The organism is Methylobacterium soli, from assembly GCF_008806385.1.
Lineage (GTDB): Bacteria > Pseudomonadota > Alphaproteobacteria > Rhizobiales > Beijerinckiaceae > Methylobacterium > Methylobacterium soli.
This window is the reverse complement of the sequence record NZ_VZZK01000042.1, coordinates 1-12,571: the sequence shown is the minus strand read 5'-3', so window position 1 is coordinate 12,571 and position 12,571 is coordinate 1. Positions and strand designations below refer to the sequence as shown.

Here is a 12,571-nt window from a genome sequence, read left to right as displayed (position 1 = left end):
CTCGAGATGATTTGACTTGACCGGTATTTTGGACCGGGCTGATTGAGAGGCTACTGCATGGACAACGGAGCGAACGCACAGCGGGATTTGCCGAGCGCCTTTGCCCGATAAAGTGCCGCATCGGCAGCCGCGAGCAGGCCCGCGATGTCGCTGCCGTGCTCCGGCGTCAGACCGAGGCCAATACTCACGCTGATGGTAGCAACTCGGCTGCAGCTGAACAGGTAGGAGAGAGAGATCTGAGCGATCAATCGCTCGCTGAAGGCTTTGAGTGCGGCGGGTGAGAGATCGTCTGTGAGAATAACGAACTCATCGCCGCCGATGCGCGCCACCACGTCGTTCGGCCGTGTCGCCCCTCTCAGGCGGTCGGCCACAGCTCGAAGCAACTCGTCTCCGGTCTCGTGGCCATGCGTGGCATTGACCGCTTTGAAGCCATCGAGATCCAGATGGAGGAGCGCCGCCCGGCCAGATCGCCTCGCGTTCATGGCTTCAGCCAAACCGGCGCGGTTCGGCAGGCTGGTGAGCGCATCATGGCGCGCCCAGAAGCGGTTCTCACGCTCAGCTTGCATGGTCGCAACAAGCATCTTATTCAGCCGAAAGCCTGCCGCACTAGCCGTGGCCTGCTCCCAGTTCGACGCCGTGCTGCTCAACCTCGACGGCACGCTCGTCGACAGTCTGCCCACCCTGAACGCGACCTCGCGCGCTGAATCCGCAGCGCTCGCGCACTTGAACTTAACCACCATCCCGCGACGATGGTCGCATGAGCAACGTCATTCGCCCAGACTTCGGCAGCAAGCGAGGCAGCGAGTCCTCAAGCAGTGACGGGCAGGTTGTTAAAGCGCTCTGCATCTACGGCGAGGAGGCCGGCTACCGAGTTGGTTTGGTGCAGGACGACAGCGAGCCTGAAGGACCCGTGCTCCGGGTCTTTGTCGGCTTAATCGCAGCCAATGGCGTCGAAGCCGTGGCAGTCTTGCCGCCCACGCCCGAGGGCAGGGTCGATGCCGATACGATCGGCCTCGCCATCTTGCGCACACTTGAGATTATCGCCCGCGACCATGAGGACGCCGGCGCGCCCTGAGAGTCACAGCGCGCCGGACCTAACCTCCCTCAGGCCATTGCCGGCTCTGCCGCCTTGCGCTTGCCGGCCCGCTTCTTCGGTGCTTCGGCTTCCGTCGGAGCCTCTGCCGCCTTCTTCCGGCCGCCGCGGGCCTTCAAGGCCTCAGCAGGTACGGCAGCCTCCGTCACCTTCTCAGATGCGCCGCTGGACTTTGTGATCGGCTTACGACGTTGCTGACCAAGACCAAGGCTCTTGGCGAGGGAGGAGCGCTGCTCCGAGTAGGAAGCCGCAGTCATTGGGTAGTCGGCCGGCAGGCCATGCTTGGTGCGATAAGCCTCCGGCGACAGCCCACGGATCGTCAGATGCCGACGCAGGGTCTTGTAGGCCTTGCCATCCTCGAAGCTGATCAGCGCGTCATGGGTAATCGATTTGCGGATCTGTGCAGGTGTGGCTTTTGTCTCTGACTCGCTCACGGCAGGCGCCTGACTGAGGCCAGATACAGCCGCGTGGACGTTCATGAGCAGTGCCGGCAAGTCCCCAGCGGCAACGTGGTTGTTCGAGAGGTAGGCCGAGACGATGTCAACGGCGAGTTCGATATGGTTGGTCTGAGAAGCGACTTCGGTTTCGGACATTTCGCGACCTAACTGTTTCAGAGATCTCGATCACTAAGCGACAACCGCTGGCTGGCAACTCGCAAAGCAGTGAGCGAGAAGACTTTTCCGCAACAATCAGAGCAAAACGGAAGCCATATCGGTGCTTCTTCATCCGAGCTGGCTGCCGGCGCCGATGATCCTGAACAATCGGTTCAGCACAAAGGCCGGTAAGCCTGGCTTAGAAGCCGCTCGACATCATTGGGGCTGAACGTTCCAGGATCGGCGAGCATCGAGCCGATCCGGTCGCCGAACACCCAGTGGCGGAAGCGTCCAAGAGCCTAACGAATCCGACTCATGCCTGAGGTTGCGCATGGGTCGGTCATTTCGAACGGCTTTCGCTCTGGTCGCGTTACCTAGTGGAGTGGCTCCTAAGGCGGCTCGAGGAAACGCGAAGGAGAACGCTTAGGAAGAGGTCTACTTGAACCGCGCCGGGTTTCCCGGAGGCCATTTGGTTTGAGTCAGGCGGCCAAGGCTTGGACCTCGGCCTGGGTATAATAGCGTGCCTCCGCCTCGGCGGGAGGGATATGGCCGATCGTGTGTGGATGCCCCCTGTTTGGCAAGCTTGATCTTCGTTTTTTCGGCGGGGCTTCGATCGGACGTGTGTCAGGCCTCACGATGTGGCTTTCGATGACGCCACGGGCCGGTATGCTGTTCGGAAGGCGGGGTTCACATCGGTTCAGAGAGCTGCATGCGCTCGAGCCCCGGGTCTGAATGTCCCTGCCTTGAACTTCGAAGTCCGTATCACCTACTCCTCGTCGATCACTCACCCCGACCTTGCGGCCATGCCGTGCCTTCGCCCTATCCAGGCTCGGGTCACGCCATCCGGTAATCTTCCTGCCGCGTCGTCACGGCCCAGATCATCCGCGCCATCTTGTTCGCCAGCGCGACCGCCGCAACCATCTTCGGTTTGCGTGCGACGAGACTCGTGAGCCAGCGGTTCGCACTGCCACCTTTGCGAACCACCCAGCGGATCACGCTCATGGCCCCGACGATGAGCAGCCGCCGGATATCGGTCTGGCCCATCTTGCTGACGGATCCGAGCTTGGCCTTGCCGCCTGTGGATCGCTGCCGTGGCACAAGGCCGAGCCAAGCGGCGAAGTTGCGTCCGCTGTCGAACGTGTCGAGGTCCGGAGCGAAGGCGGCGACGGCACCCGCGGTCACCGGCCCGCTCCCCGGTATTGTGCAGAGGCGTCGCAGATCGGTGTCCGTCCGCGACGCCGTCTCCAGTTCATCCGCGAGCCGCTCGATCACGTCCGTGAGGCGCACGATCTGGTCGAGATAGATTGCCACCATCGCGCGCACTGCAACAGGCAGATCACTGGCCTCGTCAGCGAGAGACTCCTCCAGCACCTTGAGGTTTGCCGGCCCCTTCGGAGCAATCACACCGAACTCGGCCAAGTGGCCACGGACCGCGTTGATGAGCTGCGCGCGCTGCCGGACCAGACACTGGTGCGTGCGAAAGGCCACCGCGCGGCCCTGCGTCTCGGCGCTCTTCACCGCTACAAAGCGCATGGTCGGGCGCAAAGCCGCCTCGGCGATCGCCTCCGCGTCGGCACGATCGTTCTTCTGGCGCTTGACGAACGACTTCACGTAGACCGCCGGCACAAGCCGGACCTCGTGGCCGCTCTTCTGGGCGACGCGGCCCCAGTGATGCGACGTCGCACACGCTTCCATCGCCACGACGCAAGCCGGTTGATCGGCAAGGAGCGCTGCAAACCGGGTCCGCGACAGCGCGCGGTTGTACAGAACCGTCCCGTCCGGCCCCACCGCGCAGACCTGGAAGCTGCCCTTGGAAAGATCGATTGCCAGCATGCTGATGTTCGTCGCCATCGATGACCCCTTCGATCGGTTCCTACAGAACCGTCATGGCATACGAGATGCCGCTCGGTGGGGGCATCCACCGCATCAGTTCACTTCAGAGGATCGGGTAATCTAACCACCGGCCTGAGGCCAACCACAGGCTACTACGACGCCATCCATTATCCGGGCGGCAGGTACGGGCTCGCTCAGACGCTTGCCGAGGTCAGCACCAAGGGGGAGACTAAGGGTTCCCACCTCAGCCTTACGACCTGCCGATCCTTCGGTGGGGCTTCTCTTTGGCTCAGAGCTGGCGAGGGTGTTGAAGGAAGTGCCTCCCCTAGTTTGCCTTCCTTTGCATCGGGAGAAGGTAGATGAGCATGGCCTTGTCTATACCGGCAATCGAAGCAGCGACCTTCACGATGGGCTGCGCTCTCATTCATGCACAGCGACGACACGCTGAGCGGATCACCGGCTTGCTCATGGTCATGCTCTACGCCGCAGCTATGGTGCTCGCTCTTGAGTGGAGCTTGCAGAGAGCAGTCGCTGAGCCGAGAGTCATCGACCTCTCAGCGGCCTTCACTGGGATTAGCGAATGACGCCCAGTTAGCGCTCCGAGACATGGAAGGCTCCGGCTGACCCTTGGGCTGACCCAGGGCAGGAGCTATGGCCCGGCTTAGTTTTTATCCCTTGGCCGAACACACAGGACCAGCCACGAGCAAACCGGACGGGCCGCAGAGGGTATTGGGGGATCGGTCGGAATGCCGGGGGGTTGCCGCTGGGTACAGCCTGCCTCCCCGGAGGTCGTGCATTTCCCCAATGAGACTTCCTTGAGCCCTGCCATCCGGTGGGCCTTCTGTTTGTCTGGCTCGGTGAAAAGGCCTCACTCCTCGTCCGAGACGAACAGGTACGTTGTCCTGCGCCCCAGAGTTGAGTGAAACACCTCGTTTGCGGACGCTGCCTGCAGCAGAGGTGGACGATGCCGACAGAGACAACAACGGTAGTGGTGGCAGCAGAGATGCCGAACTTTCTTGTTCGGGATCGTTGGTGGAAGATATGCGTCAGGCAGCGGAGGCTGTGTGCCGGAAAACCGGCCGGACACCGTTGGCCTACATCAGGATCTGCAGGACCGTCTCGGCGATCGCGCGCAGGAAGTTTCCGTCGTTGGCCTTCTGCAGCGCCTCGATCAGTGCCACTCTGTCGTCGGTCATCGGGGTTCTCTCGGCTCGGGTTGAAGTCCGCAAACTCCATCTTAGCCGCTGACCCCGATGGCCACCCTAATCCCACCGCAGCGGTCGTGGAAGTTACACCTCGTCCACGCACGCTACCCCGTTCTCCGCCTGAATGTTACGGAGCCCCGCTGCTGTGTCCCTCAGTGATGATGTCCATCGGCACATCGTGCCCCTGTGGGTGGATTATCGTGAGCCGCGAGAGTTCAAAGCCTACGCCGATGCATAAAGGTTCGGTCGGCTCGTCTGCGATGGTCCAGAGCGTAGTGGACTGCCTCGACTGTCAGTAGACGTGGGCCGGGACCGCGGTCTGGCAGTAGCTCGCAGGAACGCACCAGACAAGCTATTGGCTAGCGGGTTTTTGTTAGCGCCAATACTATCTCTGACTGATGCGGTGCAGGTGAAACATGCAGAGCTTCGACATCCTGAGCCCACCCTTCGACCGGCTTACCCATGATGAGGCTGAAGCGCTGAAGCGGTGCGTCGATATCGGGTACTTCCGGCCTGGCCAGACCATCGTCAGCCAAGGACAACCATCCGAGGTCCTGCATGTCCTGATCAAGGGAATGGTGGAAGCTCGCGAAGGAGCCTCGCTGCACGCGGTGCTCGGGCCAGGCGACACCTTCGATGCACGCGCGGTCGTCCACAACGAGGCGGGCGAAGACTTCGTCGCGGCCGAGGAGACCCTCTGTTTCCTGCTACCCCGCGATCACATCCTCGCGTTGGTTCACCGGAACCAGGGCTTCGCGGCCTTCTTCTACGCCGAGCTCTCGCAGAAGCTCGATGCTCTCTTCGCGCCGCGTGACTCGCGTGGCATGGATTCGGTGCTCAGCACCCGCATCCGCAACGTTCGCTACGGCGCCGCCGTCTTCGTGAAGGCTAGCGACACACTCGAGCAAGCGGCCCACGCGATGCTTGAGGCCGACATCGACGCCGTCTACGTGGACGATGATGGCCGAATCGGGGTCGTGACTGGCCTGAAGCTGACCCGAGCCAGCATCATTCAGCGCCTACCTCTTGACACACCCGTGCGCGAAATCGCCCAGTTCGATGTGGTCGCGATCGACGCCGATGACCTGCTGGTGGGCGCCTTGCTGATCATGACGCGGTTTAACAAGCGCCGGATCGCCGTTAAGGCAGAGGGCCGCTACGTTGGGCTGCTGCGCGACCTCGACATCCTTGGGCTGTTTGCCGGAAATTCGCAGCTCATTCCGGGGCGCATTGCGCGCGCAACTTCCATCGCAGAGCTATCCGAGGCGGCGCGCAACATCCAGGAACAGGTGGAGCGGCTACACCGCCAGGGCGTACGGATCGACGCGATCGGCGACATCATCTCCGACCTGAACAATCGACTTCATGCCAAGCTGTTCGAGATCGTGGCGCCACCCTCTATCCGCGAGGCCGGCTGCCTTATGCTGATGGGATCAGAGGGACGCGGAGAGCAGACCGTTCGTACTGATCAGGACAACGGGCTGCTCCTCTCCCACGCCGTACCAGAGGCTGACCTCAAGGCGTTTCGCAGCGCTTTCTCACAGGCTTTGGAGGCGTTCGGCTTCCCGCTCTGCCCCGGCAACCTCATGGTGCGCAATCCTGTGTGGTCGCAGCCCCTCGATGGCTTTGTCGCGCAGCTCCGGACCTGGGTCCAAGCGGCCGATGGTGACGCAGCCATGAACCTGTCGATCTTCGCAGATGCAACCGCCGTGGCCGGCGATGCTAGTGTACTACTCCGGGCAAAGGACGCTCTGATCGCGATGCTCCGGGGCGAGACGCGACTGCTGGCGCAAGTTGCGAAGCTCATTGAGCTGTTCCCCACAAGTGACATCGGGGTGCTCGGCACTGTCTTTGCCACGATCGGCTTGCGGCAGAATCGGATCGACCTGAAGCGCGAGGGCACCTTCCCGTTAGTTCATGGGGTGCGGGTGCTGTCGCTCGAGCACGATACCTTGGCCGGATCGACGACTAAACGCGTTCAGGCGCTGATCGCGCGGGGCGCCGTCGATGACAAGTTCGGTAAGGAGATCACGAGCTCGCTTCTGATCTTCATGAACTTGAGGCTTAGCGCACAGCTTGAGGCGGGGCGGCGCGGCATCGTCAATGCCGATTCGATTGTAGATGTCGGTGCCATGACGACCGTCGATCGCGACATGCTGCGCGACGCTCTGCGCATCGTCCGCCGCTTCCGTGAACTGATCCGTGTGCGCTACAACCTCGGAAGCTTCTGACATGCTGCGCCGACTGCAGCGTGTGCTCGACCGGGCGAGATTGGCCGATCGGCGTTTTACCTTCCTGTTTGAGCCTGGGCCACCGGACGAGGTCGTCGCTCTTGATTGCGAGACAACGGGGCTCAACCCGCGCAAGGACGAGATCATCACGATTGCGGCCATTCGGATCCGAGGAGAACGGATCTTGACGAGCCAGCGCTTTGAGGCCGTTGCGCAAAGGAGGCGGAAGTCGCATCCCGACGCCATCAAGGTCCATCGGATCTTGGACGCAGACCTTCAGAACGGGCGGCCGATGCGCGAGATCCTGCCTGACCTGCTGCACTTCATCGGGAGCAGGCCGATCGTCGGGTACTACACCGACTTCGATGTCAGGATGATCGATCGATACCTGATGCGATTACTGGAGATCCATCTGCCCAATCAACGCATCGACGTCTCGTCGCTGTACTACGAGTGCAAATACAAGGGTGCGCCGGATCATCTTATGATCGACCTGAGTTTCGCGAGCATGCTGCAGGATCTCAAGATCCCGCCACTCGCTCAGCACGATGCCTTCAATGATGCGTTGATGACTGCCATGGCCTACGTGCAGTTGCACGATATGCTGAAACGCGGCGTGCGCATCGCACGTAGCCGTGCTGGCGCGGTGGGCAATCTCGGGATCGGCGCTTAACCCTCAAGGCATCGTCACGCTGCTGAACTTGGCCGCAGGCGAGAGGGCCACCGGCTGCTGTCAGCTGGAGTTGCAGCCCCGCCACGTCTTCAGCGCTTCGGCCCGAAGGGGCGGTATGGGCGGGTGACGACGAGGCAGAGAGAGCGATGCGAGTGCTGCCGACGACCGCATGCATCGGGAGGTCAGCCGAACGCAGCATGGTGACACCCGTTCTACTGACCCTGCTTCGGAGGACGGAATGGCTGACAATGATGGGGTGAAATCGGACGACGTACATGGCGACCCCGAGCGCCCTAAGCGCCGACCAGACGAGGGGCAGCCAGAATGCGAGCCCTCGTACTCAATGCCGAACCCGAAGAAGACGGATGCACTTTCCTCAGGTTTGTGAACTGTGTGTCGAATGTAACGCGACCGAAAACGGCCGGAGTTTGTCCCGCCATCACTTTATAGGTGGTGTGTCAGAGAGGTCTGCGTCGCGCCTCCCTCAAGCCTTCTGGCTTTTGGCTCGCTCGACGCCCTCGAGGATCAGGCGCTGCGCCTCGGCCTTGTCGCCCCAGCGCACGACCTTGACCCACTTGCCGGGCTCCAGGTCCTTGTAGTGCTCGAAGAAGTGCTGGATCTGGCTCAGGGTGATGTCGGGCAGGTCGGTGTAATTCTCGACGCGGTCGTAGCGCATCGTCAGGTGGCGGGACGGGACCGCGATGATCTTCTCGTCCTCGCCGGCATTGTCCTCCATCACGAGAACGCCCACGGGCCGCACGCTCATGATCGCCCCGGGCGCCACCGCCCGGGTATTGGCCACGAGCACGTCGCAGGGGTCGCCGTCGCCCGAGAGGGTGTGGGGGATGAAGCCGTAATTGCCCGGATAATGCATCGCCGTGTAGAGGAAGCGGTCGACCACGAGGGCGCCCGATTCCTTGTCCATCTCGTACTTGATCGGTTCGCCGCCGAGCGGAACCTCGATGACGACGTTGACGTCATGCGGCGGATTCTTGCCGATCGAGATGGCGTCGATGAGCATCTGTCAGTCCCCCAGGTCTTGGGGTATCTGCGTCACTCGGCGCCAGTTCCAGGTTGCTTGATTTCGAGCTTATCTATTGCAGCGCAGCATTCACGAGCTGCCCCTGTTACAATCATATCTCAGGGTTCATCCGGTGAACGTCAATCAGCCTCGAGTAAGCCAGCTGAACACAGCGCCTGAAGTTGCTCCCAGCAACGCACCACAGCATCACACGAGTGACCTATGCTGGCCCACGATGCAGCGCCGCTCCGTTCTGCGGGAGCAGGCAAGCCCCCCCCCGCACGCCGTGAAGGTCGACCTCCGAGTTTTGTTCGGGTGGCATTTTCGTGCGTTGAGCATAAAGGCCGCCTTAGCGTTGTGTTCCCTCACAGATGCTTCTGGGACGTGTCACTACAGGGCACGCGAAGATTCGGCGCAAGCCACGGCCGATGGCAATTACCATTAGAGATTTAGCGCAGACATAGTTTCTCGTGACACCTCACCGATGCTACGCATCCCGTCTACAGATCGTAGAAGTCCTCTTTCTGCATAGTACGCCGACAAAGGAAGCGTTTGCTTTCCACATGCCTCCAGCCGTGTTCTGAAGGCATCTGGGTTGTCATCGGAGCGGACAGGCTCGCCCCTGGCGCGTGTTTCAGCGGCACGATTGGCCATCCGCTCGATCAAGGCATTCAGGTCGACCTGCAGCTCGAGAACAGCATCGAGGGCGAGACCCTCCTCTTCCAACATGGCATCGAGAGCTTCGGCCTGCGCGACCGTGCGCGGAAAGCCGTCCAGAATGAAGCCTCGTTGCGCACCGGGCTGCTGGATTCGAGCGGCCACAAGGTTCAGCACGATCTCGTCGGATACGAGTTCACCGCGCTCCATCATCGCTTTGGCTTGCAGGCCAATCGGCGACGAGGCAGCCACGGCAGACCGGAGCATGTCGCCAGTGGAGAGTTGGGGAATGCCCAACCGCTCGATGATGCGTGCGGTTTGCTTGCCCTTACCAGCTCCAGGAGGACCGAGAAGGATCAGGCGCATCAATCGCTCGAGGTTTGGCATCCGCGGCATCGGGCAGGCGGGTGGTGCTGCAATGCCTGGTCATCCAGCGCCGCACTCTCCTAGGAGAGCGCGGCGTTGCTTTTAGTGGGCGTGAGCGCCGGCAGCTCCGATGCCGGTCTCTGAGCGCACGAACTGCTCATCGAACAAAGCGCGTTCGCGCTGAGCTCGACGCGAGCGGTCCATCTTCGACACCGCATAGATCGTCAGGAAGGCAAGCGGCATCGAGAACAGAGCGGGGTTGTCGTAGGGGAAGATTGCCGTGGGATTGCCGAAGGTGCTGACCCAGACGGCCTTCGACAGGACGACCATCACGACGGCAGCGATCAGGCCAACGAGGCCGCCGATGAGCGCGCCCCAGGTCGTGGTGCCGCGCCATAGGATCGACATCGCCAAAACCGGGAAGTTGCAGCTTGCCGCGACCGAAAATGCGAGGCCCACCATGAAGGCGACGTTCTGGTTCTCGAACACGTAGCCGAGATAGATCGCCACGATACCGATCACGACGGCCGCGATCTTCGACAGCCGCACCTCGGACGCCTCGTTGGTGCGACCGCGCGCGATCACGCTCGCGTAGAGGTCATGGCTCACCGCCGAGGCCCCGGCCAAGGTGAGGCCGGCGACCACCGCGAGGATGGTCGCGAACGCAACCGCCGAGATGAAGCCGAGGAAGTACGGGCCGCCCACCGCGTTGGCGAGGTTCACGGCCACCATGTTGGTGCCGCCAATCATGTCTTTCAGCTTGTCAAAGGCGCCGGCAGGGCCGAGCTTGAAGTAGCTTGGATCGGACATCAGCAGGGCGATGCCACCAAATCCGATGATGAAGGTGAGGATGTAGAAGTAGCCGATCAGGCCGGTGGCGTAGAACACCGACTTGCGGGCGGCCTGCGCATCCGACACCGTAAAGAATCGCATCAGGATGTGAGGCAGCCCGGCCGTTCCGAACATCAGGCCGACGCCGAGGGAGATCGCTTCGATCGGGTTCGAGACGAGGCCGCCCGGGGCCATGATCGCATCGCCCTTGGGATGCGTCGCGACCGCGGAGGCGAACAGGGCCTCGGGGTTGAAGCCGTACTTGTAGAGCACCGCCGCCGCCATGAAGGTGGCACCGCCGAGAAGCAGGCAGGCCTTGATCACCTGGACCCAGGTGGTCGCCTTCATGCCGCCGAAGGCGACGTAGACGATCATCAACACGCCGACGATGATGACGGCGTAGAGGTAGGGCAGGCCGAACAGGAGTTGAATCAGCTTCCCCGCACCGACCATCTGGGCAATCAGGTAGAAGGCCACGACCACGAGGGTGCCGGTCGCCGAGATGATGCGGATCGACGTCTGGTCGAGGCGGAACGAGGCGACGTCCGCGAAGGTGAATTTGCCGAGATTGCGCAGCCGCTCGGCGATCAGGAACAGCACGATGGGCCAGCCGACGAGGAAGCCCGTGGAGTAGATCAGCCCGTCGAAGCCCGACGTGTAGACGAGTCCGGAGATGCCCAGGAACGAGGCGGCGGACATGTAGTCACCCGCGATGGCGAGCGAGTTCGTACCGGCCGAGATACCACCGCCAGCCGCGTAGAAGTCCGCGGCCGACTTAGTCCCCATGGCAGCTTTGTATGTAATGCCGAGTGTGAACAGCACGAAGAAGAGGAACATACCGATGGCCGGCCAGTTCGTCGCTGATTGCTGGACGGCGCCAAGATCAGGGCCGGCGGCAAATGCCGAAGTGGCAGCGAGGAAGGCGAGGACCGTACCGAGCACGGCGAGAGAACTGGAACGGATCACTGGCCGAGGCTCCGCTTGAGATCTGCGCTGAGGACATCGAAGCGGCTGTTCGCGCGCGCGACGTAAATGCCGGTGAGTGCGAAGGCGATGAGAATGACACCGACGCCAAGGAATAGCCCGAGCGAGGCTGTGCCGCCGCCAACCTTCGTGGCGAGCAAAGCCTTATCGAAGGCAATGAGCCCGATGAAGCCGAAATAGACGACCAGGATGACCGCCGTCAGGATCCAGCCGAAGCGCGTACGCTCGTGCACGAGCTGCTGGAACTTTGGGTTGGCGACAATCCGGTCGTATTCCGACGCGCTTTGCGCATTCGCCGCCTGCAAGGATCCCTGTCCGTGGACGACAGGCTCAGCAGGATTTATGGCCTGGGGATACGGTATTCTGCTCATGGTACTGCCCTCCCGTGAGGACTGGCTCTCGCTCGTTCGACGCCAGCCACAGAATGTTATCCGTCTTGTTCTTCTCAGCGTTGGTTGGCCGGGCGCTCAATGTGAGCGTCTGGGCCATCGTGCCCCCGTCAGCGTCGATTTTGTCAATTCTCGATCAAATCATCCACCACCGCGGGCTCGGCGAGCGTCGAGGTGTCACCAAGGGATGAAAACTTGTTCTCGGCGATCTTGCGCAGGATCCGGCGCATGATCTTGCCCGACCGAGTCTTGGGCAGCCCCAGAGCGAACTGGATCAGGTCCGGCGAGGCGATCGGCCCAACATCCTTGCGGACCTAAGCAACAAGCTCCTTGCGCAGCGCATGTTATCGGCACGACAGGCTCCTGTGTTTTTCGACTCCTCTTGCATCCCTCATTAGGAAAATCAGCAGCACCAAAGACATCAACCGTTTTTGCGCGGCACCTAAATTGCTGCAATGCGAAATAAAAATCTCGCAGAAGCATTGTGGATGAAACTGGAGCCATAGACACAAGTTGGCAAGTGACGTGTTGCTGACAAAAGTCACCTCCTGTGCCGCCTGCTGTATGTAAACTCCTAAGAGGCGTCCTAAGGTCCACTATCAAAGAGCCATTCTCCTGAGGTATGCCACATGGCAGGCAGCGAAGAGATCGTGATCGTCGGTGCGGCGCGCACCCCGGTCGGCTCCTTCGGCGGC

The 12,571-nt window shown here is 61.6% G+C and carries 11 protein-coding genes and 1 pseudogene; 4 read left to right on the top strand and 8 right to left on the bottom strand.

Going from position 1 to position 12,571, the window contains the following annotated elements; genetic code table 11:
* Positions 1–50: 50 nt before the first annotated feature.
* Entirely contained in the window at positions 51–740 is a 690-nt protein-coding gene (locus tag F6X53_RS26900; RefSeq protein WP_151004156.1) for a GGDEF domain-containing protein, read from the bottom strand.
* A gap of 17 nt (positions 741–757) precedes the next feature.
* On the opposite strand from F6X53_RS26900, the gene F6X53_RS26895 reads away from it, so the two are divergent.
* Complete coding sequence (locus tag F6X53_RS26895) at positions 758–1,075, top strand: hypothetical protein (protein ID WP_151004154.1); 318 nt, start codon at positions 758–760, stop codon at positions 1,073–1,075.
* A 29-nt stretch (positions 1,076–1,104) separates the two neighbouring features.
* Here the strand turns inward: F6X53_RS26895 and F6X53_RS26890 are convergent, their stop codons facing one another.
* On the bottom strand, positions 1,105–1,686 hold the full coding sequence (locus F6X53_RS26890) for a Ros/MucR family transcriptional regulator (protein WP_151004152.1): 582 nt from the start codon (positions 1,684–1,686) through the stop codon (positions 1,105–1,107).
* Between the two features lie 834 nt (positions 1,687–2,520).
* Complete coding sequence (locus tag F6X53_RS26885; protein ID WP_151004150.1) at positions 2,521–3,537, bottom strand: IS110 family RNA-guided transposase; 1,017 nt, start codon at positions 3,535–3,537, stop codon at positions 2,521–2,523.
* A 341-nt stretch (positions 3,538–3,878) separates the two neighbouring features.
* Here F6X53_RS26885 and F6X53_RS26880 point away from each other — a divergent pair, with 341 nt between their 5' ends.
* The 3 genes from F6X53_RS26880 to F6X53_RS26870 all read left to right on the top strand — a co-directional run bounded on the left by F6X53_RS26880 (position 3,879) and on the right by F6X53_RS26870 (position 7,628).
* Positions 3,879–4,103, top strand: coding sequence for a hypothetical protein (locus F6X53_RS26880; RefSeq protein ID WP_151004148.1), 225 nt, complete (start codon positions 3,879–3,881; stop codon positions 4,101–4,103).
* Between the two features lie 1,037 nt (positions 4,104–5,140).
* Complete coding sequence (locus F6X53_RS26875) at positions 5,141–6,955, top strand: DUF294 nucleotidyltransferase-like domain-containing protein (protein ID WP_151004146.1); 1,815 nt, start codon at positions 5,141–5,143, stop codon at positions 6,953–6,955.
* 1 nt (position 6,956) lies between these two features.
* Positions 6,957–7,628 carry a 3'-5' exonuclease gene (locus F6X53_RS26870; RefSeq protein WP_151004144.1) on the top strand — a complete coding sequence of 224 codons (672 nt, stop codon included), beginning with the start codon at positions 6,957–6,959 and terminating at the stop codon, positions 7,626–7,628.
* 484 nt (positions 7,629–8,112) lie between these two features.
* On the opposite strand, the gene ppa is transcribed toward F6X53_RS26870, so the two are convergent.
* The 5 genes and pseudogenes from ppa to F6X53_RS26845 all read right to left on the bottom strand — a co-directional run.
* Complete coding sequence (gene ppa / locus F6X53_RS26865) at positions 8,113–8,649, bottom strand: inorganic diphosphatase (protein ID WP_151004142.1); 537 nt, start codon at positions 8,647–8,649, stop codon at positions 8,113–8,115.
* Between the two features lie 441 nt (positions 8,650–9,090).
* The gene (locus F6X53_RS26860; protein WP_151004227.1) at positions 9,091–9,672 is read right to left on the bottom strand and encodes an adenylate kinase; all 582 of its coding nucleotides are present in this window, start codon (positions 9,670–9,672) and stop codon (positions 9,091–9,093) included.
* Between the two features lie 102 nt (positions 9,673–9,774).
* On the bottom strand, positions 9,775–11,466 hold the full coding sequence (locus F6X53_RS26855) for a cation acetate symporter (RefSeq protein WP_373875989.1): 1,692 nt from the start codon (positions 11,464–11,466) through the stop codon (positions 9,775–9,777).
* Positions 11,466–11,858 (bottom strand): DUF485 domain-containing protein, encoded by a 393-nt coding sequence (locus F6X53_RS26850; protein ID WP_151004138.1) that lies wholly within the window; start codon positions 11,856–11,858, stop codon positions 11,466–11,468. Before F6X53_RS26850 ends, F6X53_RS26855 begins: the two co-directional genes overlap by 1 nt.
* 143 nt (positions 11,859–12,001) lie before the next feature.
* Positions 12,002–12,214, bottom strand: a pseudogene (locus F6X53_RS26845) (AMP-binding enzyme); the annotation flags it as partial.
* Positions 12,215–12,571: the final 357 nt, after the last annotated feature.